At 62.9% G+C, this 23,785-nt stretch carries 18 protein-coding genes; all 18 read left to right on the top strand.

Annotation, left to right across the window (positions count from 1 at the left end; genetic code table 11):
* Positions 1-164 precede the first annotated feature (164 nt).
* The 18 genes from NFR87_RS08900 (at position 165) to dpaL (ending at position 23,675) form a co-directional block, all read left to right on the top strand.
* On the top strand, positions 165-980 hold the full coding sequence (locus NFR87_RS08900) for a zinc dependent phospholipase C family protein (protein ID WP_251449013.1): 816 nt from the start codon (positions 165-167) through the stop codon (positions 978-980).
* 20 nt (positions 981-1,000) lie between these two features.
* Positions 1,001-1,858 carry a shikimate dehydrogenase gene (aroE, locus tag NFR87_RS08895; RefSeq protein WP_251449012.1) on the top strand — a complete coding sequence of 286 codons (858 nt, stop codon included), beginning with the start codon at positions 1,001-1,003 and terminating at the stop codon, positions 1,856-1,858.
* Positions 1,859-1,960: 102 nt separating this feature from the next.
* A complete protein-coding gene (locus NFR87_RS08890) occupies positions 1,961-2,860 on the top strand; it encodes a diacylglycerol/lipid kinase family protein (RefSeq protein WP_251449011.1) in 900 nt (299 codons plus the stop codon).
* A 34-nt stretch (positions 2,861-2,894) separates the two neighbouring features.
* Complete coding sequence (mnmG, locus tag NFR87_RS08885) at positions 2,895-4,718, top strand: tRNA uridine-5-carboxymethylaminomethyl(34) synthesis enzyme MnmG (RefSeq protein WP_251449010.1); 1,824 nt, start codon at positions 2,895-2,897, stop codon at positions 4,716-4,718.
* Positions 4,708-5,736, top strand: coding sequence for a tRNA 2-thiouridine(34) synthase MnmA (gene mnmA, locus NFR87_RS08880; RefSeq protein ID WP_251449009.1), 1,029 nt, complete (start codon positions 4,708-4,710; stop codon positions 5,734-5,736). The genes mnmG and mnmA overlap by 11 nt, the downstream gene beginning before the upstream one ends.
* Positions 5,737-5,900: 164 nt before the next feature.
* Positions 5,901-7,895: a DNA gyrase/topoisomerase IV subunit B gene (locus tag NFR87_RS08875; protein WP_251449008.1), complete on the top strand. Its 1,995-nt coding sequence runs from the start codon at positions 5,901-5,903 to the stop codon at positions 7,893-7,895.
* 17 nt (positions 7,896-7,912) lie between these two features.
* The gene (locus tag NFR87_RS08870) at positions 7,913-10,126 is read left to right on the top strand and encodes a hypothetical protein (RefSeq protein ID WP_251449007.1); all 2,214 of its coding nucleotides are present in this window, start codon (positions 7,913-7,915) and stop codon (positions 10,124-10,126) included.
* A 31-nt stretch (positions 10,127-10,157) separates the two neighbouring features.
* Positions 10,158-11,183 carry an S-layer homology domain-containing protein gene (locus tag NFR87_RS08865; protein ID WP_251449006.1) on the top strand — a complete coding sequence of 342 codons (1,026 nt, stop codon included), beginning with the start codon at positions 10,158-10,160 and terminating at the stop codon, positions 11,181-11,183.
* Positions 11,184-11,254: 71 nt separating this feature from the next.
* Entirely contained in the window at positions 11,255-13,507 is a 2,253-nt protein-coding gene (locus NFR87_RS08860) for a DNA gyrase/topoisomerase IV subunit A (protein WP_251449005.1), read from the top strand.
* Positions 13,508-14,377: a YitT family protein gene (locus NFR87_RS08855; RefSeq protein WP_251449004.1), complete on the top strand. Its 870-nt coding sequence runs from the start codon at positions 13,508-13,510 to the stop codon at positions 14,375-14,377.
* A 15-nt stretch (positions 14,378-14,392) separates the two neighbouring features.
* A complete protein-coding gene (locus tag NFR87_RS08850) occupies positions 14,393-14,995 on the top strand; it encodes a lactate utilization protein (protein WP_251449003.1) in 603 nt (200 codons plus the stop codon).
* Positions 14,996-15,036: 41 nt separating this feature from the next.
* Positions 15,037-16,146, top strand: a complete 1,110-nt coding sequence (locus NFR87_RS08845; protein ID WP_251449002.1) for a hypothetical protein — start codon at positions 15,037-15,039, stop codon at positions 16,144-16,146.
* Positions 16,147-16,388: 242 nt separating this feature from the next.
* The gene (gene rpsO / locus NFR87_RS08840; RefSeq protein WP_251449001.1) at positions 16,389-16,655 is read left to right on the top strand and encodes a 30S ribosomal protein S15; all 267 of its coding nucleotides are present in this window, start codon (positions 16,389-16,391) and stop codon (positions 16,653-16,655) included.
* A gap of 186 nt (positions 16,656-16,841) precedes the next feature.
* Positions 16,842-18,983, top strand: coding sequence for a polyribonucleotide nucleotidyltransferase (locus NFR87_RS08835; protein WP_251449000.1), 2,142 nt, complete (start codon positions 16,842-16,844; stop codon positions 18,981-18,983).
* Between the two features lie 295 nt (positions 18,984-19,278).
* Positions 19,279-20,127, top strand: coding sequence for a 3-hydroxybutyryl-CoA dehydrogenase (locus NFR87_RS08830; RefSeq protein ID WP_251449015.1), 849 nt, complete (start codon positions 19,279-19,281; stop codon positions 20,125-20,127).
* A gap of 3 nt (positions 20,128-20,130) precedes the next feature.
* Complete coding sequence (locus NFR87_RS08825) at positions 20,131-21,474, top strand: butyryl-CoA:acetate CoA-transferase (protein ID WP_251448999.1); 1,344 nt, start codon at positions 20,131-20,133, stop codon at positions 21,472-21,474.
* A 54-nt stretch (positions 21,475-21,528) separates the two neighbouring features.
* Positions 21,529-22,314, top strand: coding sequence for a short-chain-enoyl-CoA hydratase (locus NFR87_RS08820; RefSeq protein ID WP_251449014.1), 786 nt, complete (start codon positions 21,529-21,531; stop codon positions 22,312-22,314).
* Positions 22,315-22,472: 158 nt separating this feature from the next.
* Entirely contained in the window at positions 22,473-23,675 is a 1,203-nt protein-coding gene (gene dpaL, locus NFR87_RS08815; protein ID WP_251448998.1) for a diaminopropionate ammonia-lyase, read from the top strand.
* The last annotated feature ends 110 nt before the right edge of the window (positions 23,676-23,785 follow it).

Below are 23,785 nucleotides of genomic sequence, written 5' to 3'. Positions count from 1 at the left end.
GGGGCACGGAGGGGCTGGAACATCTCTCTCTGCGCCGCCTGGCGGGGACGGAGGAGACGATGGCGGGGGAGAGGAGCGGCCCCGTCTTTTTCCTCTTTCCTTTTTTTCGCCAAACTGTTATAATGCTCTTTACAAAACCCTGTTACCGCAAAGGAATGAGACCCATGCCCAACTATTATGCCCATCTGGTCTTTGGCCGCCGGGTGCTCTCCCGCCTGCCCGCCCTGCTTCGAAGCGGCCTGAGCCGGGAGGAGGACGCCTTCCTGGCCGGCTGCTTAGGCCCTGACCCGCTGTTTTTTTACCGGCCCCTGTTCCCCAATCTGCCCAGGCAGACCGGTATCGACCTGCATCACCACAGCTTCCGCGCCCCGGCGCAGGGGCTGCTGGCGGCGGTGGAGGAGGGCGCCCCCTTCGCCGGGAGCTATGCCGCCGGATTTTTGTGCCACTTCGCCCTGGACAGCGCCTGCCATCCCCTCGTCACCGCGCAGGCCGTCCACGGTCTTGCCCACAGCGCCGTCGAAAGTGAGTTGGATCGGGTATTGATGCTCTCCGAAGGCGTGGATCCCCTCCGCCGCACTCCCCTGCCTCCCTTTCGGCTGCCCGACGACTTTTTTGCCACGGTCACAGCGGCGGTGTGTCCCGCCATCACCCCGGAACAGTTTCGCCAGGCCCTCTCCTCCTTCCGCCGGGTGTGCCGGCTGCAGACCAGGGGAGCGGGCACCTGGATCCAGCGGGCCGCGGACGGACTGGGCCGGCTTCCCCAGCTCTCCGCCCTTCGGGGCTCTGTTCTCACCCCCCGGCCCGACCCGGCCTGCGCGCCGGCGGCGGCCCTCCTGCTCCAAATGCTGGAGGCCTCCGTGGCCCCCACCGTCCGGGCCGTTACGGAGTTTTTCTCCGCCGCCGGGGCCGGTGGGACGCTGGACGACTGGTACGACCGGGATTTCTATGGCGGCCGTGTTCCCGCCCCGGTCATGGTCTGAGAGAGAAAGAGGGTCTTTTCATGTTGGTCACACTGCAAAACACCACCAAAAAACTCTGCGTCATCGGCGACCCGGTGCTCCACTCCCGCTCGCCCCTGCTGCAAAACGCCATGATATCCGAATTCGGCCTGGACTACATCTACCTCTGCCAGCATGTGCCCAGAGGGGAGAGTGCCCAGTGGCTGGCGTGCGCCAAGTACAGCGGCTATGCCGGGTTCAACGCCACCATGCCCCACAAGGAGGCCCTGATGCCCTTGATGGACGAGCTGGACGACCTGGCCAGGCTGTGCGGGGCGGTAAATACCGTGTGTATCCGGGAGGGGCGGACGATCGGCTATAATACCGATGGGGGCGGCTTTCTCCGGGCTCTGGACGACCTGGGGGTCATCCCGGCGGGAAAGCAGGTCATGCTCCTGGGCTCCGGCGGCGCGGCCAAGGCGGTGGCGGCGGCCCTGGTGGGAGCGGGTGCGGCCATTACCGTCTGCAACCGCACCATCGCCAAGGCGGAGGCTCTGGGGGCCATGGCCCCCCATCGAATGACCCCGGCGGACTTCCGTTCGGAGACCCTCCGGGCGGTGGCGGCACGGAGCCAGCTCCTCATTAACTGCACTTCCCTGGGCATGGAGGGCGCGGCTGCCCAGTTCAAAGACCTGTCCTTCCTGGAGGCGCTGCCCCAGGGGGCGGCGGTGTGCGACGCCATATACGCCCCCGCGGAGACCCTGCTGCTCAGGCGGGCCCGTGAGCTGGGCCACCCCACCATGAACGGCATGGGGATGCTCCTCCACCAGGCCATTCTGGCCCTGGAGCACTTTACCGGCCAGTGCCTGGACAGGGAGCGGGCAAAAGCCGCCGCCATGGCGACGCTGGAACGGGTATGACGAAAGAGGCGGCCGCGGCGTGGAAAGTCCGCGGCCGCCCCCCTTTTCTTTTTGATAAAAAGGCGCTATAATACTGCCAAAACTTTTTCGGAGGCCGCTGTCATGGAAAAACTCCTCTTCATTTATAACCCCCACGCCGGGAAGGGCCGGGTGCGGGGCAAGCTGGCGGGCATCCTCAACGCCTTCACCCGCTCGGGACAGCTGGTCACCGCCTACCCCACCCAGGGCCCCGGCGACGCTGCCCGGTGTGCCAGAGAGCTCTCTCCCGACCACGACCGCATCGCCGTATGCGGTGGGGACGGCACCCTCCACGAGGTCATCACCGGCCTGATGGAGCTGCCTGAGAGCGCCCGGCCCCCCATTGGCTACATTCCCGCCGGCACCACCAACGACTTTGCCCGAAACCTGGGCCTGCCCAAGGGCATGGAGGAGATGGCCGCCCTGGCCGCCTCCGGAGAGCCCCGGAGCGTGGACATTGGCCGGCTGGGCGAGCGGTACTTCACCTATGTGGCCGCCTTGGGGGCCTTTACCGATGTATCCTATAACACTCCCCAGCAGTTCAAGAACATTTTCGGCCACCTGGCCTACGTTCTCAAAGGGGCCTCTGAGCTGGCCAATCTGCAGAGCTACCCTCTGCGGGTGGAGCATGACGGGGGCGTTTTGGAGGGGGATTTCCTCTATGTCATGGTGAGCAACACCGTCTCCGTGGGCGGCCTGATCGGCCTGCCCGCTGAAGAGGTGAGCCTGGACGACGGACTTTTGGAGGCCGTGCTTGTGCGGATGCCCCAGACCGTGGCTCAGATGAACGCCGCCATTTACGCCCTGGCCCGGCAGGAGTACGACCAGGACAGCGGCGTGACCGGCCTCCACTCCTCCCGGTTCCTCATCACCTGCGCCAAACCGGTGCCCTTCACCCTGGACGGGGAGTTCGGCGGGGCCTATACCCAGGCGGACATCGCCGCGGTGAACACCCCCATCCGGATCGTCTACGGGCAGGCTTGACCGCCCCCTGAGCCTTACGAAGGGAGGGACACACATGGACTATCACGCCGGAGACTTTGACGTGGCCGTCATCGGGGCGGGCCACGCGGGCATCGAGGCCGCTTTGGCTTCGGCCCGGCTGGGTCTGAAGACCCTGTGCTTCACGGTGAACCTGGACGCGGTGGGGAATATGCCCTGCAATCCCGCCATCGGCGGCACGGGCAAGGGCCACCTGGTGCGGGAGATCGACGCCCTGGGGGGCGAGATGGGAAAAGCCGCCGACAAAGCCTGTATCCAGTACCGGGTGCTCAACAAGGGGAAAGGCCCCGCCGTCTGGTCCCTCCGGGCCCAGGCCGACCGCCGCCGCTACCAGGAGGTCATGAAGCACACCCTGGAAAAGCAGGAAAACCTATGGGTGAAGCAGGCGGAGATCACCGACATCCTGACGGAAAACGGGGCGGTCTCCGCTGTCCGCACCGCCCACGGTGCGGTCTATCAGGTGAGGGCCGCCATCGTCTGCTCGGGCACCTATCTCTCCGGGCGCACCATCGTGGGGGAGGTCACAAGGGACAGCGGCCCCGACGGTCTGGCCGCCGCGCCGGCCCTGTCGGAGAGCCTGAGAAAGCTGGGGGTCACCCTCCGCCGGTTCAAGACGGGCACGCCCCCCCGGGTGAACCGCCGCAGCGTGGATTTTTCCAAGATGGAGCTTCAAACGGGGGACGAGGCCCCGGTACCCTTCTCCTTTTCCACCGATGAGCCCCTGAAAAATCAGGCGGTTTGCTATTTGACCTACACCACCGGGGAGACCCATGCCGTCATTCGGGAAAACCTCCACCGCTCCCCCCTCTTCTCCGGGGTCATCGAGGGGGTGGGCCCCCGGTACTGCCCCTCCATTGAGGACAAGGTGGTGCGCTTTGCCGACAAGCCCCGGCACCAGCTGTTCATCGAGCCTATGGGTCTGAATACGGAAGAACTCTACATCCAGGGCTTTTCCTCCTCCCTTCCCGAGGAGGTGCAGGTGGAGATGCTCCACACCATCCCCGGCCTGGAAAAGGCCGAGATGACCCGCCCAGCCTACGCCATCGAGTACGACTGCGTGGATCCCACCGAGCTTCTCCCCACCCTGGAGCACAAAAAAGTCCCCGGCCTTTACGGCGCGGGGCAGTTCAACGGCTCCTCGGGCTACGAGGAGGCCGCCGCCCAGGGCCTCATGGCGGGGATCAACGCCGCCCGGAAAATCGGGGGGCTTTCTCCGGTGGTGCTGACCCGCGACCAGGGCTATATCGGGGTGCTCATCGACGACCTGGTGACCAAGGGCACCAATGAGCCTTACCGCATGATGACCTCCCGCACGGAATACCGCCTTCTCCAGCGGCAGGACAACGCCGACCGCCGCCTGGCCCACATCGGCCATGCGGTGGGGCTGGTCAGCGACGAGGCATACCAGAAGGTTCTGGGCAAATACGCCGCCGTGGACGCCGAGATCGCCCGGCTGGAGAAGACCCCCTGCCCCGGAGGGCGCCTGGCCGACCTTCTCCGCCGCCCGGAGAACAGCTACGAGAGCATCGCTCCACTTGACTCCGGCCGGCCCCCGCTGCCCCGCCCGGTCTGGGAGGCGGCGGAGATCGAGATCAAATACGCCGGGTACATCCGCCGCCAGCAAAAGCAGGTGGAGGAGATGAAGAAGCTGGATCGCCGCCCTCTGCCCCAGGAGCTGGACTATCTCTCCATGCAGGGCCTCCGCCTGGAGGCCCGCCAGAAGCTGGACAGGCTCCGCCCCGTCAGCCTGGGCCAGGCCAGCCGCATCTCCGGGGTCAGCCCCGCCGATGTGGCGGCGCTGATGATCTATCTGGAAAAGGATGGCCGCCATGAAATCTAAAGTCGTGCTGGGCCTGTCCGGCGGGGTGGACTCCGCCCTGGCCGCCCGGCTGCTCCAAGAGAACTATACCGTCATCGGCCTCTATCTCTCCATCGGCCCCGAGGCCGTGGGGGAGGCCGACGCCCGGGCCGTGGCGGAGGGGCTGGGCATGGAGCTGCGCACCATGGATATTTCCCGGGCATTGGAGGAGCATGTGAAGGCCCCCTTCGCCGCCGAATACCGGGCCGGCCGCACCCCCCTGCCCTGCGCCCGGTGCAATCCGCTGGTGAAGTTCCCCTCCCTGCTGGCTTTGGCGGAGGAGCTGGGGGCGGAATATATCGCCACGGGCCATTACGCCCGCACCGCCCAAAACGAAGCCGGCCGCACCCTTCTTTTGAAGGGATCCGCCCCCAATGACCAGTCCTATATGCTGGCCCGCCTTCCCCAGGAAATATTGCGCCGGGTCATTTTCCCCCTGGGCGGCCGCGTCAAGTCCACCGTCCGCCAGCTCTCCCAGGGGGCGGGCCTTCCGGTGGCGGACAAGCCGGACAGCATGGAGATTTGTTTTATCCCCCATGACGATTACGGGGAATGGCTGGAGAGCCGGGGCCAGGGCTGCCCTCCCGGCAACTTTCTGGCCCCCGACGGCACGGTGCTGGGAAGGCATAAGGGCATTCACCGCTACACCCTGGGCCAGGGCCGGGGGCTGGGGGTGTCCGGCCCCCACCGCTACTATGTCTCCGCCATCGACCCGAGGGAAAACACCGTCACCCTCTCCGACGGCTCCGACCTGACGCGGGAGGAGATCTTCTGCTCTGACCCCAACTGGATCGCCATAGACCGCCTGGAGGGCCCGATGGAGGTCGCCGCCCGCTTCCGCCACGCCAGAACAGAGACGCCCTGTACCATTTTCCCCGCGGAAGGCAGAGTGCTGGTCAAAGCCCACGTCCCCGTCCGGGCCCCCACGCCGGGACAGCTGGCGGTCTTCTACAACGGGGACGTAGTGGTGGGCAGCGCCTGGATCGAAAGCGCCTGCTGAGCCTTTTTGCAATGCGAAAGCCGCTCCGGCCTTAAAATAGGGCCGGAGCGGCTTCTCTTTCCTTGACGCGTTTCCATTTTTGGTATAAAATTAGTGTGAATTGATATGCGCCTCACAATATGTGGGGACGGCATCGCGACTTTGGACAGAGTGAGGGAAGGCCCATGGCAACAAAACCGCAATATGACAACACCTCCATCTCCTCCCTGAAGGGAGCCGACCGGGTACGCAAACGCCCGGGGGTCATCTTCGGCTCTGACGGGCTGGACGGCTGCGAGCACGCCGTATTTGAGATCCTATCCAACGCCATCGACGAGGCTAAGGAGGGCCACGGCAGCCTCATCACCGTGACCCGCTACCTGGACAAGTCCATCGAGGTGGAGGACTTCGGCCGGGGCTGCCCGGTGGACTGGAACGAGAAGGAGCAGAAGTACAACTGGGAGCTGGTGTTCTGCGAGCTGTACGCCGGCGGCAAGTACGGCGGAGACGGGGATAACTACGAGTACTCCCTGGGTCTCAACGGCTTAGGCTCCTGCGCCACCCAGTACGCCAGCGAGTTCTTCGACGCCGTCATCCACCGGGACGGCATGGAATACACCCTCCACTTTGAAAAGGGTGAGATCACTGAACCCCGGGAGAGCTTCCTCCACAGCGCCCCCTGGAGTGGGAAGAAGACCGGCTCCAAGTTCCGCTGGCGGCCCGATCTGGAGGTCTTCACCGACATCGACATTCCTCTGGAATATTACGCCGACGTGATGAAGCGGCAGGCGGTGGTCAACGCCGGAGTCACCTTCCGGCTGAAAAACGAGACCGCCCCCGGCAAGTTCGAGACCTTCGACTTTCTCTATGAAAACGGCATCGAGGACTATGTCAAGGAGCTGGCGGGGGAGAACTCCCTCACCGCCCCGGTGTTCTGGCAGGCCGAGCGCAAGGGCCGGGACCGGGAGGACAAGCCGGAATATAAGGTAAAGCTGTCGGTGTCCTTCTGCTTTTCCAACACGGTGAATATCATCGAATACTACCACAACTCCTCCTGGCTGGAGCACGGCGGCTCCCCGGAGAAGGCCGCCCGCTCCGCCTTCGTCTCCGCCATCGACGGCTACCTGCGCGCCCAGGGCAAGTATCAGAAGAACGAGAGCAAGATCACCTGGAACGACGTGGCCGACTGCCTGGTGATGGTCTCCAACAACTTCTCCACCCAGACCTCCTATGAAAACCAGACCAAGAAGGCCATCAACAACAAGTTCGTCCAGGAGGCCATGACGGAATTCCTCAAGGCCCAGATGGAGGTCTACTTCATCGAGAGCCCCTTCGATGCCCAGAAGATCGCCGAGCAGGTGCTCATCAATAAACGAAGCCGGGAGAGCGCGGAAAAGGCCCGGCTGAACATCAAGAAGAAGCTGACGGGCACCATGGATCTGGCCAACCGGGTGCAGAAGTTCGTGGACTGCCGCACCAAGGATCCGGAGCGCCGGGAGCTTTACATTGTGGAGGGCGACTCCGCCCTGGGCAGCGTCAAGCTCTCCCGGGACGCGGAGTTCCAGGGCATTATGCCCGTCCGGGGCAAGATCCTCAACTGCCTGAAGGCGGACTACGCCCGCATCTTCAAAAGCGAGATCATCACCGACCTGATGAAAGTGCTGGGCTGCGGGGTGGAGGTCAGCGACAAGCGTGCCAAGGATCTGGCCGCCTTCGAGCTGATGAACCTGCGGTGGAACAAGGTGGTCATCTGCACCGACGCCGACGTGGACGGCTACCAGATCCGAACCCTCATTTTGACCATGCTCTGGCGGCTCACCCCCACCCTCATCCGCCGGGGCTACGTCTACATCGCCGAGTCCCCCCTCTACGAGATCACCTATAAGGAAAAGACCTGGTTTGCCTACTCCAACAAGGAAAAGGACGACATCGTCAAGGAGATCGGAGAGGGGAAGAAGATCACCATTCAGCGTTCCAAGGGCCTGGGTGAGAACGAGCCGGAGATGATGTGGCTGACCACCATGAACCCGGAGACACGCCGGCTGATCAAGGTGATGCCCGAGGACATGGAGGCCACCACCCAGATGTTCGACCTGCTGCTGGGGGACAATCTCCAGGGCCGGAAGGATCATATCGCGGAAAACGGATATAAATTTTTGGAATTGGCCGATATATCTTAAAAAGGAGGAAAACAACCATGAAAAAGCGCATTCTTTCCCTGGCATTGACCCTGGCCATGGCCCTGAGCCTGGCTACCCCCGCCCTGGCGGTGGGGGAAGCAGACCTGCTTCTGCCTGAGAGCGAAAATGACTATTTGTTCACCACGACGCAGGCGGAGGAACCCAATCCCTACGCCGCCTTTGTGGAGCAGTTCTATGTCCAGTACACCCAGGAGCACCCCGAGGAACAGGCCGCCTTTGACCCCCATGCTTGGTGGCAGGAGAACATAGGCGAGTACTGGGACAGTGAGACGGAGTACATCGACCACATGGTGGAGTGGGGCGAGTGGGACAGCGCCGACCAGTTCGGCCAAATGATGTGGCAGTACTACCTGAGCGATCAGGCGACCGAGGCCTGGCGCGCCCAGGAGGTGGAGGCCTACCGCGCCGCCCACCCCGGCGAGCTGGAAGCGCTGACCCTGGAGCAGCTGCTGGCCTGGCAGGGCTATACCGAGACCCTCACTCCCATTATGCAGTTCATTCAGGATTCGTATTACGACTTTGAGGGTGAGAGCCAGGTTCTGCCCTACCTGCTGTGGGACTATGTATCTGACCGCAATTACACGCTCACGAACCACGAGGAATTCCTGACCTATCAGGCCCAGTACCCCGACCGGTGGGCGGAATTCGACGCCGACGCTTTCTTTGAGGAGGAGCATGGCTCTTGGAGCAGACAGAGCAAGGCGGAGTACATGGACTACTACCACCTCTTCACCGAGGAGGAGTTTGTGGAGAAGATGTTCGTGGACTACGTGAACTACTACTCCTGGCAGTGGGACTACGACGATGACTACGATTACGACTGGGAGTATGACTATGATTCCAGCTGGAACAGCGGCAAGCCCCTGCGCCTGGTGGTCAACGGCCAGGTGATGGAAGACGCCGTCATCTCCGCCGAGGACGGCTGGTCTTACATCGCCCCCGCCACCGTCAACGCCATTCTGGACAGCCACTATGTGGACGAGGGGGAGCTGCTGCCCCTGCGCGCCACCATGGAGTCCGAGGGCTGGGACGTGGGCTGGAACGAGTATGAAAACGCCATCTTCCTGGTGGATACCGCCGCCGCCAAGGCCCGCATCAGCGAGAGCCTCACCGCCCTGGACGAGATCGTGGCCTGGGCCATGGAGCATACCGATGTGGAGAGCGGGAAGAGCTACAAGACCACCGAGACCCTGGACGTCACCCTCACCACCCTCAACAGCCTGGACGGGGACACCGACTATAAGCTCCAGGTGACCCTGGACATGCTCCAAAAGGACAACACCCTGGAGCTGACGGTGAAGGTCAACGCCGCCGATGTGCTGGAGCTCCTGGGCGACGATATTCTGGAGCTGGCAGCCGGCGAGCTTCCCCAGCTCAGCCTCAGCGACCTGCCCACCCTGATGAAGGGCCTGGAATTCAACGCCATCGCCGACCTGGACGCGGGCAATTTCTACTGGAACGTGCCCGTGCTGGCGGCCTTTGACGATACCGTGACCGCCGACACCTGGTACGGCGCCAGCCTGGGCATGGGCCTGGACGAGATGCTCCAGGCCAGTCTGGGCATGGACAGCGAGGCGCTGCTAAGCAACCTGTCCGGCCTTATGGCGGACTACATCTATGAAGAGCAGCTTCTCTCCGACAGCGCCCGGTGGTGGTCCTCCCCGGAGGATGCCTGGGAGGAATTTGACAGCCTCGTCTCCGTCTTCGGCGCCATTATGGGCCCCGACCGGGTGAAGCGCTCCGGCGGCGCCCTGACCTGGAAGGTGGACACCAAGACTATAAACGACCTGTTCGCCCAGATAAGCGGGGAGGATCTGGCCCCCTTCAAGAGCTATGAGCTCTCCTACGTCATGCGCGACAACGGCACCTTCACCGCCGACATGGATCTGCGCCCCGACTTCCAGGCCATGATGAAAAACGCCTTTGACAGCTACTATGACCCCTATTTCTCCTACAGCCTGATGGGCATTCTCTCCGGCCGGCTGCTGAATCTCTTCGACTTCCAGATCACCGCCCACAGCAGCGGCAGCATGGACAAGGCCACCGGCACTATGGAGTACCACCAGAAAAACGCCTTCAAGCTGAAGCTGGACACCGAGATGACCCGCACCGAGGTAAAGGACGGTCCCGCCCTGACGCCCCCCGAGGGCGCTCCGGTAGAGATGGTGATGGATCTGGGCACCGCCCTGCTCTTCACCCCCGCGCTCTGAGCCGTTTTCGCCTGTTGGAGAAGAAACCCTTATGAAACGGAAAGACATCTGCCTGCTTTTGGCCCTGCTTTTGGCATTCTCTCCGCTCCCCGCCGCGCAAGCGGCGGGGGCGGACTTTTCCGACGTGGCGCCCGGGGACTGGTTCGCCCCCTACGTGGACGTCTGCGTGGAGGAGGGGCTGATGAAGGGCGTGGGGGACGGCTGCTTTGCCCCGGATCGGGCGCTGTCCCTGGCTGAGTGCGTGGTGCTGGCCGCCCGGCTCAAGGCCCGGATAAACAATATGCAGATCCCCCACCTGCCGGAGGTGCTGGCGGACATCGTCACCTTCTCCCAGGATGGGACTGTACTGGGGAACTGGCGTGATGTGGAGCTCTTTGGAACAAGGGACAGCGACTTCAGCCGTCTGCTGTTTACCTTTCACAGCGACGTTTGGGAGCGCATTGATCCAGAAAAGCCCCTGACCATGACCCTGGACGCGGCCTGGATGGACTGGTCGAATTTTGATATGGAGCCCGACGGCCCCATCGTCTATCAGGGCGTTTATGATTCGGAGGCGGAGGGGTACCTGTTTGACGGCGGGGAGGATTTTGACGGCGACCTCTTCGAGGCCCTTACCTGCGTTATTGACCCGTTTCTCAACTACGCAGAGGAGACGATCCTGCCGGAGCGGTCTGAGCTGTGGTTCTTTGACGAAGTGTGCTATGTTTTGGAATTCCTCACAGACGACCTTTGGGCCGAGCACGGAGACGCCCTTCTGGCCCAATACCCGGAGGAATATCTCGACGCCCATGTGGCGGAGATCTTTGCGGCCCCCACGGCCTGGCGGCTGGATCTTGCCCAGGTCATAGGCCAGATGGCGGGAGAGCTGGAGCCGGTGGAAGGGGCCGCTCTGCCCCCGGACATCAAAGACCCCTGGGTGGAAAAACTGTATGCTGCCGGCGTCCTGAACGGCCCGGACGGCACGGGAGCCTTTTACGGGCACACCCCCCTCACCCGGGCCGAGGCCGCCGCCATCCTGGCCCGCATCCTGCGCCCCGAGCTGCGGCTGGGAGCTTGACTGACAATATATTTTGAATAGCCCTCTAAAACAGGCGCAAAAAAAGACTCAGAAGACAAGGACTGATACCCATGCCGAAAAAGAAGGCCCCGGAGGCCGTCAAACACCGCAGCGCCGACCCCAATGTGATGGGTCTGCGGGCCGAGGTGCTGGAGCAGCCCATCACCCAGACCCTGGAGATCAACTACATGCCCTACGCCATGAGCGTTATCATCTCCCGGGCCATTCCGGAGATCGACGGCTTCAAGCCCAGCCACCGGAAGCTGCTCTACACCATGTACACCATGAAGCTGCTCACCGGTGGGCGCACCAAGTCGGCCAACATCGTGGGCCAGACCATGAAGCTCAACCCCCACGGCGACGCCGCCATCTATGACACCATGGTGCGCCTGAGCCGGGGCTACGGCGCCCTTCTGCACCCCTTCGTGGACTCCAAGGGCAACTTCGGCAAGGTCTACTCCCGGGACATGGCCTGGGCCGCCAGCCGGTACACCGAGGCCAAGCTGGACGGCATCTGCCAGGAGCTGTTCCGGGACATCGACCAGGACACGGTGGACTTCGTGCCCAACTATGACGGCACCCTCCAGGAGCCCACCCTATTGCCCACCACCTTCCCCAATGTGCTGGTCAGCGCCAACCAGGGCATTGCCGTGGGCATGGCCTCCAACCTGTGCGGCTTTAACCTGGAGGAGGTCTGCCAGGCCGCCATCGCCTACATGAAGGATCCCCGGTGCGACCTGCTGTCCATTCTAAAGGCCCCCGACTTCCCCACCGGCGGACAGCTGCTCTACGACGGGGCCGCTATGTCGGAGATCTACGAGACGGGCCGGGGCTCCTTCCAGGTGCGCTCCAAGTGGCGGTATGTGAAGGAGGAGGGGGTCATCGAGATCTACGAGATCCCCTACACCACCACTGCCGAGGCCATCATGGACAAGGTCACCGAGCTTGTCAAGGCGGGCAAGCTCAAGGAGATCTCCGACATGCGGGACGAGACCGACCTGAGCGGTTTGAAGCTGACCATCGACCTGAAGCGGGGCACCGATCCGGACAAGCTGATGCAGAAGCTGTTCAAATCCACCCCCCTTCAGGACTCCTTCTCCTGCAACTTCAATATCCTCATCGCCGGTATGCCCCGTGTGATGGGTGTGCGGGAAATTTTGGAGGAGTGGACGGCCTGGCGTATCGAAGGGGTGCGCCGGCGGACATACTTTGTCCAGAAGAAGAAAAAGGATAAGCTCCATCTTCTGAAGGGTCTGAAAAAGATCCTGCTGGACATTGACAAGGCCATCAAGATCATTCGGGACACCGAACTGGACGCGGAGGTCATCCCCAACCTGATGATCGGCTTCGGCATCGACCAGACCCAGGCCGAGTACGTGTCGGACATCCGCCTGCGCAACATCAACAAGGAATATATCCTCAAGCGGGTGGAGGAGACCGAGGAGCTGGAAAAGGAGATCGCCGAGCTCCAGGCCGTTCTGGACGACCCCAACAAGGTCAAGGGCATCATCTCCGGGGAGCTCAAAGAGGTCATGGCCAAGTATCCCTCCCCCCGGCGCACCGAGATCGTCTACGAGTATCAGACCGCCGCCGCGGAGGACACCGAGGAGGACGTGCCCGACTACCCGGTGCACGTGTTCCTGTCCAGGGAGGGATACCTGAAGAAGATCACCCCCGCCTCCCTGCGCATGTCCAGCGAGCAGAAGTATAAAGAGGGCGACCGGGAGTACCTGCGCTGGGACGCCTCCAACCGGGACGAGTTGCTGGTATTCACCGACCGCCAGCAGTGCTACAAGACCCGCCTTGCCGACTTTGACGACAGCAAGGCAAGCGTCTTGGGGGACTATCTGCCCACCAAGCTGGGCATGGATCCCGGAGAGAACGCGGTGTGGGCCTGCGTCACCGGCGACTACGCCGGGCACCTGCTGTTCTTCTTCGAAAACGGCAAGTGTGCCCGGGTGGAGCTTGCCGCCTATCAGACCCAGACCCGGCGCAAACGGCTGACCGGGGCCTACTCCGACAAATCCCCCCTGGCTGCGGCCTGGCACCTGAAGGAGGACTTGGAGATGGCCCTCATCTCCAGCGAGGGCCGGTGCGTTATCTTCCACACCGCCGTCCTCGCCCCCAAGACCACCCGAAATACCCAGGGCGTCAACGTAATGACCCTGAAACCCAAATACCGTTTGGAGCACGCCGTGCCTCTCACCTCCACCTCCATTCAGAACCAGGCCCGCTACCGGGCCCGCTCCCTGCCCGTGGCGGGAGCTCTTTTGAAGCCGGAGGATCGGGGTGAGACCCAAATGTCTCTTTTGGAGGAACCGTAAATGAAACGTACACCCAAAGTGCTGGTCAAAAATTACCTTTTTATCCTACTGGGGTCTTTTCTCTACGCCCTGGCCTTTGACTGGTGCTTTGTGCCCAACGGCATCGCCTTCGGCGGGGTGACGGGTATCGCCCAGATCGTCAACTTTCTCATCCCCGTGGTTCCCATCGGCACGCTGGTGCTCTGCTTCAACGTGCCCATCTTTCTGGTGGGCTGGCGGGTGCTGGGGGGCCACCTGCTGGTGTCCTCCCTGACGGCCACCGCCCTCACCTCCCTGTTCCTCGACGGCATCGCCGCAGTCTACACCTTTCCGCCCATGGCGGAGCCTCTGCTGGGGTGCATCTTCGGCGGGGCGGTACTGGGCCTGTCTCTGGGGCTCATCTTCCAGCAGGGGGCCACCACCGGCGGCACCGACATCCTGGCCCGGCTGGCCCAGTCCAAAATGGCCTGGCTGCCGGTGGGGAAGGTGCTCATGGTCATCGACCTGACGGTCATTTTGCTGGTGGCCGTCGTCTTCCACAGCATGGAGAGCGCCCTGTACGGCATCGTGGCCCTCTACGTGTCCACCCTGGTCATGGACTGGGTGCTCTACGGCATGGACAACGCCAAGGTGGCCTATATCATCTCCGACAAGCCCGAGGTCATCGCCCGGGTCATCATGGACGACCTGGACCGGACGGTGACCTACCTTCAGGGGGAGGGAGGCTATCTGGGCCAGCCCAAGCGGGTGATCCTCTGCGCCTTCAAGCAGCGGGAGATCGTGACCATTAAGGAGACGGTGCGCCAGGCCGATCCCGCCGCGTTCATGATCGTCACCCCCGCCCACGAGGTGCTGGGCGAGGGCTTCGGCAGCTATCACCAGGACGTTTAGAAAGGAGTCTTTCCCATGCCCAATCTGGACAAGCTCACAGAAATTCTCACCAAAAACGGCTTCACCGTTCACCGCTTCGCCACCGCCACGGAGGCCGCGGCCTACATAGACGCCCACATTGACGGCAAGACCGTGGGCTTCGGCGGTTCGGTGACCCTGCAGGACATGGGGCTCTACGACCTGCTCTCCGCCCACAACACCGTCCACTGGCACTGGGGCGCCCTCCGGCGACCCGACACCCAGGAGAAGGCCGCGGCGGCCCAGGTCTACCTCACCTCGGTCAACGGCCTTGCGGAGACGGGGGAGATCATCAACATCGACGGCCACGGCAACCGGGTGGCCGCCACCATCTGCGGCCATGAGGAGGTCTGGTTCATCGTGGGGGTGAACAAGATCGCCCCTGACCTTGCAAAGGCCCTGTGGCGAGCCCGGAACATCGCAGGGCCCAAGAACGCCCAGCGGCTGGGGAAGAAGACCCCCTGCGCCGCCAAGGGTGACCGGTGCTACGACTGCGACAGCCCGGAGCGCATCTGCCGGGTCATCTCCACCCACCTGCGCAAGCCCACCTCCATCCCCACAGCCCATGTGGTGCTCATCGAAGAGGAGATCGGGTACTGAGCGCACATAGGGCTTCACACGGAAAACGGGGAGGCGATCACTTGAAAAAAGGTCTTCTGGCCCTCATATTGGCCGCCTGCCTTCCGCTCACCGGCTGCTCGGCCATGCTGGAGCGCTCCTATGAGGCCGGACAGCGTCACGAGGAGAAGCCGGTGACCGCCGAGGGCTCCTCCGGCCTCCGGGTGGAGAACTACCGGGAGCTGGTCTCCGCCGTACTGTACCTGGTGTCCCAGGGGCAGGAGGAGGGGACCATCCAGCTTTACGACTACGACGGCGAGGTGGAGAGCGACCTGACCCGGGCCTGCCTGGAGGTGGCCACGGAGGATCCCCTGGGGGCCTACTGCGTGGACTACATCAAGCATGAATCCAGCCGGGTGGTCTCCTACTACCAGGCCAAGCTCTCCATCAGCTACCGCCGCACCCAGGAGGAGATCCGCTCCATGGTGAACGTCACCGGCTCCGGCGCCATCCGTGCCGAGCTTCAGGAGGCCCTGACCAACTTCAGCGATCAGGTGGTACTCCGGGTGGCTTACTTCGCCGAGGATGAGGCATCCATTCTCGCTCTGGCGCGCCAGGCCTACTACGACACCCCCGCCGCCGCCCTGGGAATGCCCCAGGTAGAGATCGGGCTCTACCCCGACAGCGGCCGGGAGCGGGTGGTGGAGATCCTGCTCACCTATTCCGAAGGCGCGGAGGAGCTGCGCCGGAAGAGCGCGCGGCTGGCCGCCGCCGGGGCCGAGTTCGTCTACCCCTGGGACATGGATCGGGAGGCCGCCGTCCGCCAGGCGGCGGCGGAGGTCTGTTATCACAGCGGATACGATCCCCAGGGCGGCGTTACGGCTTACGCCGCCTTAGTGGAGGGCGCCGCCAACGACGAGGGGCTGGCTCTGGCCTATTCCCTGGTGTGCCGGGAGCTGGAACGGGTGACCTGCGAGATCGTGGAGGGCGCCTGGCAGGGGGAGCCCCATTTTTGGAACGAGGTGCGCTTTTCCCAGGGGGAGCCCCTATATCTGGACTTGAGCCGCTTCACCGAGCTGTCCTCCACCCTCTACACCGCCGATGAGATGGCGGATATGGGCTACCGCTGGGCCGGCGGCCCGGCGGAGGAGTCCCCGGAGGAGTCCCCGCAGGCCAGCGAGAACACACTTTGAGTCCGGATCATGACAAAAGCCGGCGCCCTGCAAGGCGCCGGCTCTTTTTCCAAAAATGCCGTCCCAGCTTATTTTCACCCCAATAATATGATATTTTCCTTTACAACGGGAAAAATTTGTGGTATATTTCTTGGGCACGCAAACGTCCGGCGGCTTAGAAATGGGAGACGGCCTCTGCATCAGGGGCGTTCACCGGCCTATTTCCCAGCTGTTCGGAAAAAATTTGAAAGGTGGAAACAACCATGATCCGTAAGGACGAAAAGACGGCCGTTATCGCGGCCAACCGCACCCACGAGACCGACACCGGCTCCCCCGAGGTGCAGATCGCCATTCTTACCACCCGCATCAACGAGCTCACCGAGCATCTGCGGGTGCACATCCACGACAACCACAGCCGCCGGGGCCTGTACAAGATGATCGGCAAGCGCCGCAAGCTGCTGGACTACCTGATGCGCAAGGACATCGAGCGTTACCGCGCCATCATCGCGAAGCTGGGCATCCGTAAGTAAGAAGCATAGGCCAGGGCAGCGCGGGAAGTCCCCGCTGCCCTGGTTTCTGTTTTTTATCTGCTGCAAAATCATCCCCCCGTCCCCCCTGCATTTAGCAATTGAACAAGGATCCCGGCGGCTGCCGGGGCTTTTGTTCAAGTGCTAAACCAGGTCTTGGCGGGGGAGAAAACAAAGGAGGACAAAATCATGTCGACTATCATCACCCGCAAGCAGTTCCCCAACGAGCGCACTTACGAGATGGATCTGTGCGGCCGTCCCCTGAAGATCAATGTGGGCAAGGTCGCCGAGCTGGCTTCCGCCTCCGCCATGGTCACCTATGGCGAGACCACCGTTATGGTGGCGGTCACCGCCTCCCCCCGTCCCCGGGACGGCATCGACTTCTTCCCCCTCAGCGTGGACTTTGAGGAGAAGCTCTACGCCGTGGGCCGCATCCCCGGCTCCTTTATGCGCCGGGAGGGTCAGCCCTCCCTCCCCGCCGTGCTGGCAAGCCGGGTCATTGACCGCTCCATCCGGCCCCTGTTCCCCTACGACTTCCGCAATGACGTGGTGTGTACCTGCACCGTCATGAGCCTGGACCGGGACTGCTCGCCCGAGGTCACCGCCATGATCGGCGTGTCCGCTTGTCTGGCCATCTCCAACATCCCCTGGGCCGGCCCCATCGGCTGCCTGGAGATGGGCTATGTGGACGGCCAGATCGTCTACAACCCCAATCAGGAGCAGAAACACGAGTCCAAGCTGGATCTCACCGTGGCCGCCACCGCTCAGAAGGTCATCATGATCGAGGCGGGAGCCAAGGAGCTGCCCGACGACATCATGTACGACGCCATCGTCAAGGCCCACGAGGAGATCCAGAAGCAGGTGGCTCTCATCAACCGGATGGTCTCCGAGATCGGCAAGGAGAAGATGACCTACGACCACGCCGCCTTTGACCAGGAGCTGTTTGACAAGATCACCGCCGACTTCATGGACGAGGCCCGCGCCGCCATGGACACCGACGACAAGAACATCCGGGAAGAGCGCTGGAACGCCATGATCGAGAAGTGGCACGAGAAATATCTGGACGAGCACCCCGACATGGATCAGTTCCTGGAGGAGATCACCTACAAGTTCCAGAAGAAGATCGTCAAGGCCTGGCTCCTGGAGGGTCACCGGGTGGACGGCCGGCAGAAAAACGAGATCCGGCCCCTCTCCGCCGAGGTGGGCGTGCTGCCCCGGGTCCACGGCTCCGGCCTCTTTACCCGGGGCCAGACCCAGGTTCTTTCCGTCTGCACCCTGAACACCCTCACCGCCTGCCAGAAGCTGGACACCATCTGGGAGGAGGAGACCCGGCGGTACATGCACCACTACAACTTCCCCGCCTACTCCACCGGCGAGGCCCGTGCCTCCCGTTCCACCAACCGCCGGGAGAAGGGCCACGGCGCCCTGGCTGAGCGGGCTTTGGAGCCTGTCATCCCCAGCGTGGAGGAGTTCCCCTACGCCATCCGTGTTGTCTCCGAGGTGCTCTCCTCCAACGGCTCCACCTCTCAGGGCTCCATCTGCGGCTCCACGTTGGCCCTCATGGACGCCGGCGTGCCCATCTCCGCCCCCGTGGCCGGTATCTCCTGCGGCCTGATCCAGGACGACGACGGCGGCTTTACCACCTTCATCGACATCCAGGGCGTGGAGGACTTCCACGGCGAGATGGACTTCAAGGTGGCGGGCACCAAGGCGGGCATCACCGCCATCCAGATGGACATTAAGAACGACGGCCTTTCCCACGCCATCATCAAGGAGGCCCTGGACATCACCCGTGACGCCCGGTACGCCATCCTGGACGAGATCATGCTCCCCTGCATCGCCAAGCCCCGCGCCGAGCTGTCCAAGTACGCCCCCAAGATGATCTCCATGAAGATCGACGTGGACAAGATCCGGGAGGTCATCGGCAAGGGCGGCAGCGTGATCCAGAAGATCACCGCCGAGTCCGGCGCCCAGGTGGACATCGAGGAGGACGGCACCATCCACATCGCCTCCCCCGACGCCGAGTGCTGCGAGAAGGCCAAGAAGATGATCGAGACCATCGTCTTCGTCCCCGAGGTGGGCGCCCTCTACTACGGCAAGGTGGTTCGCATCATGCCCTTCGGCGCCTTCGTGGAGCTGGCCCCCGGCAAGGACGGCATGGTTCACATCTCCAAGCTCTCCGAGCGCCGGGTGGAGAAGTGTGAGGACGTGGTGAACATCGGCGATATGATCTGGGTGAAGGTCACCGAGATCGACGAAAAGGGCCGGGTGAACCTGTCCTACCGGGACGCTCTGCGGGAGATGAAGGACAACCCCGGACTGAAGAAATAAGACCGGTTTTCCCCGGACAGAAAAATTTTTCAAAAATTTTTTCCGAAAGGCCGCCTGACCGGCGGCCTTTTTCTTGTGAAAATATGTTAAAAAAATAACAAAACGTACTTTTTTGTCCATTTTGTTGTTAAAAAAATAATTAACCAGTTAAATTTTTAATAAACGCTCTAAAAACTTGTAATTATTCCCTCCATCCTCTATAATAGGGAACAGGGGTTCCCGATCCGCTCCCGACAGGCGGATCACAGTGAAAAATAACACGAAAAACAGATTCAGGAGGTAAACAGTTATGAGCATCCAAAAGGTAGTAGTCATCGGCGGCGGCACCATGGGTCTGGACATCGCCCAGGTCTTCGCCAGGAAAGGCCGCGACGTGGTCGTGCGCGATATCAAGGATGAGATCATCGCCGCCTCCGAGACCCGGCTGAACAAGGGTCTGGATAAGCTGGTGGCCAAGGGCAAGCTGGACGAAGCCGGCAAGAAGGCCATCACCGACAAGATCACCTTTACCACCGACATGAACAAGGCCGCCGACGCCGACCTGGTGGTGGAGGCCGCCATCGAGAATCTGGAGATCAAGAAGAGCGTCTTCGCCGAGCTGGACGCCATCTGCAAGCCGGAGTGCATCCTGGCCTCCAACACCTCCTCCATCTCCATCACCGCCATCGCCGCCGCCACCAAGCGGCCCGACAAGTTCATCGGCATGCACTTCTTCAACCCCGCCACCGTCATGAAGCTGGTGGAGGTCATCCGGGGCGCCAACACCTCCGACGAGACCTGCAAGGTCATCACCGAGCTGGCCGCGGAGATCGGCAAGGAGCCTGTGGCTGTCGAAGAGGCCCCCGGCTTTGTGGTCAACAAGATCCTCATTCCCATGATCAACGAGGCCTGCGACCTTCTCTACACCGGCGTTGCCACCGCCGAGGGTATCGACACCGCCATGAAGCTGGGCGCCAACCACCCCATGGGCCCCCTGGCCCTGGGCGACCTGGTGGGCCTGGACGTGTGCCTGGCCATTATGGACACCCTCTACAACGAGACCCACGACCCCAAGTACCGCGCCAGCCTGCTCATGCGCAAGATGGTTCGGGCGGGCAAGCTGGGCCGCAAGACCGGCGTTGGTTTCTTCGACTACACCAAGTAAGTCATGACGGACTATAAAGCGCTCTATCAGCAAAAGCGCACCACCGCCCAGGAGGCGGTGAAGCTGGTCAAGTCCGGAGACTGGGTGGACTACAGCTGGTGCGTCAACCATCCCGTGGCCCTGGACAGAGCCCTGGCCGCCCGGAAGGATGAGCTTTTCGACGTAAAGGTGCGGGGCGGCGTGACCATGTGGATGCCCGAGATCGCCAAGGCCGACGACGCCGGAGAGCACTTCACCTGGAACTCCTGGCACTGCTCCGGCATCGACCGGAAGATCATCTCCAAGGGGATGGGCTTTTTCGCCCCCATGCGGTACTCCGAGCTGCCCCGGTTCTACCGGGAAAATGTGTCGGTGGATGTGGCCATGCTCCAGGTCACCCCCATGGACGACCACGGCAACTTCAGCTTCGCCCTGTCCGCCTCCCACCTGGCGGACATGCTGGACAAGGCCAAGCACATCATCCTGGAGGTCAACCGCAATATGCCCTGGGGCTTCGGCCTCAGCGGCAGCGAGATCAACATCCGGGACGTGGACTTCGTGGTGGAGGGGGACGACCCGGCCATCGCGGAGCTGGGCGGCGGGGGCGAGCCCTCCGCCGTGGACAAAGCCGTGGCCGAGCTTATCGTGAAGGAGATCCCCAACGGGGCCTGCCTTCAGCTGGGCATCGGCGGCATGCCCAACGCCGTGGGCAGCCTGATCGCCCAGTCCGATCTGAAGGATCTGGGCGTCCACACCGAGATGTATGTGGACGCATTTGTGGACATCGCCCAGGCAGGGAAGATCACCGGCCGGCACAAAAACCTGGACAAGGGCCGCCAGGTCTATGCCTTCGCCGCGGGCAGCAAGAAGCTCTACGACTACATTGACCGCAACCCCGATGTAATGGCCGCCCCGGTGGACTATACCAACGCCGTCGGGGTCATCGCCCAGCTGGACAACTTTATCTCCATCAACAACGCCATCGACATGGATCTCTTCGGCCAGGTCAATGCCGAGAGCGCCGGCGTCAAGCACATCTCCGGCACCGGCGGCCAGCTGGACTTCGTCATGGGAGCCTACCTGTCCAGGGGCGGCAAGAGCTTTATCTGCATGTCCTCCACCGTCACCGGAAAGGACGGCAGCGTAAAAAGCCGCATCGTGCCCACCCTCACCCCCGGCTCCATCGTCACCGACCCCCGCTCCTGCACCCAGCACATTGTCACCGAGTACGGCATGGTGAACTTGAAGGGGCTTTCCACCTGGGAACGGGCGGAGAAGCTCATCTCCATCGCCCACCCGGACTTCCGGGACGGGCTCATCGCCGACGCGGAGAAGCTGGGCATCTGGCGCAGGAGTAATCTGCGCTGAACGCGGCCCCATCAAATCAGCGGGCGCACACTGTGCGGCCCCTACGGGAGGTAAATTACCATGAACAATCTTCTTCTGGAAGTGAAGGACGGCGTTGCCGTCATCAGCATCAACCGGCCCCAGGCCCTCAACGCCCTTAACAGCGAGACCCTCACTGAGCTCAGCGCCTGCCTGGATCAGGCGGACGCCGACAGCGCCGTCAACGTGGTCATCCTCACCGGCGCCGGAGAAAAGTCCTTTGTGGCCGGGGCGGACATCGGCGAGATGAAGCCCCTCACCGCTGTGGAGGCCAAGGCCTTCGGCCGTCTGGGCAACGACGTGTTCCTGAAGATCGAGCGGCTTTCCAAGCCGGTGATCGCCGCGGTCAACGGCTTCGCCCTGGGCGGCGGCTGCGAGCTGGCCATGGCCTGCGACATCCGCCTGGCCTCTGAAAAGGCCAAGTTCGGCCAGCCCGAGGTGGGCCTGGGCATCACCCCCGGCTTCGGCGGCACCCAGCGGCTGGCCCGGATCGTGGGCACCGGAAAGGCCATGGAGCTGATCCTCACCGCCAAGACCATCAACGCCGCCGAGGCAGAGAAGATCGGCCTGGTCAACGCCGTCTATCCCCCCGAGGAGCTGATGGGTAAGGCCATGGAGATGGCCGCCCAGATCGCCGCCAACGCCCAGATCGCCGTTCGGGAGTGCAAGGCCTGCATCCGCCGGGGCATCCAGACCGACATCGACACCGGCCTTGCCTATGAGACGGAGGCCTTCGGCCTGTGCTTCTCCACCGCTGACCAGAAAGAGGGCATGTCCGCCTTCCTGGAAAAGCGGAAGGAAAAGAACTTCATCGGCAAGTAAATCAAGGGATCGCCCCAAAAGGGCCCCTTTCCATAGGGAAAGGGGCCTTTTTAAGTGTAAGATGCCGATAGACACAGTCCCTTTTCCCTCCTTGTTTTTCCGGGAAAATGTGATATAGTCACAGTGCGGTCAACACATCATGCCTCAGGAGGTGCGCTATGGAGAAGATCAAGTGGATCGAAAACAAGCTGCCCAAGACGCAGGACGCCCACCCCTCCCTCATGTCCTTGGAGGAGGTGGCCAAGGCCCGTGCCTTTCACGGCAGCTTCCCCCAATACGCCCCCACCCCGCTGGCGGCGCTGGACGGCATGGCCCGGTCTCTGGGCCTGGGCGGGCTCTACGTAAAGGACGAGAGCCGCCGCTTCGGCCTCAACGCCTTCAAGGTGCTGGGCGGCTCCTACGCCATCGCCCGGTACATCGCCCGGCGGACGGGCCGGGACATCTCCGGGCTGAGCTACGACGTGCTCACCGGCGATGCGCTCCGGGAGGAATTCGGCCAGGCCACCTTCTTTACCGCCACCGACGGCAACCATGGCCGGGGCGTGGCCTGGGCCGCCAACAAGCTGGGCCAGAAGGCGGTGGTGCATATGCCGAAGGGCACGGCGCCCGTCCGCCGGGACAACATCGCCAAGGAAGGGGCCCAGGTCACCATTGAGGAGCTGAACTACGACGACTGCGTTCGCCTGGCCGCCAAGCAGGCCGCCCAGACCCCCAACGGCGTGGTGGTGCAGGACACGGCCTGGGAGGGCTACGAGGAGATCCCCGGCTGGATCATGCAGGGCTACGGCACCATGGCCGGCGAGGCCGACGAGCAGCTGACCGCCCTGGGCAAAAAACCCACCCACATCTTCATCCAGGCCGGAGTGGGCTCCCTGGCCGGGGCCGTTCTGGGCTACTTCATGAGCCGCTATCCCGACGCCCCGCCCAAGGTCATTGTGGTGGAGGCCACCGGGGCCGACTGCCACTACCAAAGCGCTCTGGCCGGAGACGGAAAGCCCCACCCCGTCACCGGCGAGCTGAAGACCATGATGGCGGGCCTGGCCTGCGGAGAGCCAAGTCCTCTGAGCTGGGATATCCTGAAAAACCACGCCGCCGCCTTTATCTCCTGCCCCGACTGGGTCTCCGCCCGGGGCATGCGGATGCTCGCCGCTCCGCTGAAGGGGGATCCCAAGGTGGTCTCCGGGGAGTCCGGCGCGGTGGGCACGGGACTGGTGGCCACCCTGATGACCGATCCCCAATACGCCGATCTGAAGGCAGCCCTGGGCCTGGATGGAGAGAGCACGGTGCTCCTGTTCTCCACTGAGGGGGACACCGACCCGGAAAACTACCGCGCCATCGTCTGGGGCGATAAGGTGGTCTGAGTGCCAAATGCAAAGAGAGGCGGAAAAGCGAGCAATAAAAAAGCGCCCTCAGCCTGATAAGTCAGGCTGGGGGCGCTTTTTTATTTTTCTCTCCGGCGTGATCACAGGAC

This window comes from Vermiculatibacterium agrestimuris, from assembly GCF_943193085.1.
GTDB lineage: Bacteria > Bacillota > Clostridia > Oscillospirales > Oscillospiraceae > Vermiculatibacterium > Vermiculatibacterium agrestimuris.
This window is presented reverse-complemented; position numbering and strand designations above follow the sequence as displayed.

Bases quoted from the DNA above. Each gene is read 5' to 3' on its own strand.
- NFR87_RS08890 (WP_251449011.1), top strand. From the start codon at position 1,961: ATGGAAAAACTCCTCTTCATTTATAACCCCCACGCCGGGAAGGGCCGG.
- NFR87_RS08900 (WP_251449013.1), top strand. From the start codon at position 165: ATGCCCAACTATTATGCCCATCTGGTCTTTGGCCGCCGGGTGCTCTCC.
- NFR87_RS08850 (WP_251449003.1), top strand. From the start codon at position 14,393: ATGCCCAATCTGGACAAGCTCACAGAAATTCTCACCAAAAACGGCTTC.
- aroE (WP_251449012.1), top strand. From the start codon at position 1,001: ATGTTGGTCACACTGCAAAACACCACCAAAAAACTCTGCGTCATCGGC.
- NFR87_RS08855 (WP_251449004.1), top strand. From the start codon at position 13,508: ATGAAACGTACACCCAAAGTGCTGGTCAAAAATTACCTTTTTATCCTA.
- NFR87_RS08865 (WP_251449006.1), top strand. From the start codon at position 10,158: ATGAAACGGAAAGACATCTGCCTGCTTTTGGCCCTGCTTTTGGCATTC.
- NFR87_RS08870 (WP_251449007.1), top strand. From the start codon at position 7,913: ATGAAAAAGCGCATTCTTTCCCTGGCATTGACCCTGGCCATGGCCCTG.
- NFR87_RS08875 (WP_251449008.1), top strand. From the start codon at position 5,901: ATGGCAACAAAACCGCAATATGACAACACCTCCATCTCCTCCCTGAAG.
- dpaL (WP_251448998.1), top strand. From the start codon at position 22,473: ATGGAGAAGATCAAGTGGATCGAAAACAAGCTGCCCAAGACGCAGGAC.
- mnmG (WP_251449010.1), top strand. From the start codon at position 2,895: ATGGACTATCACGCCGGAGACTTTGACGTGGCCGTCATCGGGGCGGGC.
- NFR87_RS08825 (WP_251448999.1), top strand. From the start codon at position 20,131: ATGACGGACTATAAAGCGCTCTATCAGCAAAAGCGCACCACCGCCCAG.
- mnmA (WP_251449009.1), top strand. From the start codon at position 4,708: ATGAAATCTAAAGTCGTGCTGGGCCTGTCCGGCGGGGTGGACTCCGCC.
- rpsO (WP_251449001.1), top strand. From the start codon at position 16,389: ATGATCCGTAAGGACGAAAAGACGGCCGTTATCGCGGCCAACCGCACC.
- NFR87_RS08860 (WP_251449005.1), top strand. From the start codon at position 11,255: ATGCCGAAAAAGAAGGCCCCGGAGGCCGTCAAACACCGCAGCGCCGAC.
- NFR87_RS08835 (WP_251449000.1), top strand. From the start codon at position 16,842: ATGTCGACTATCATCACCCGCAAGCAGTTCCCCAACGAGCGCACTTAC.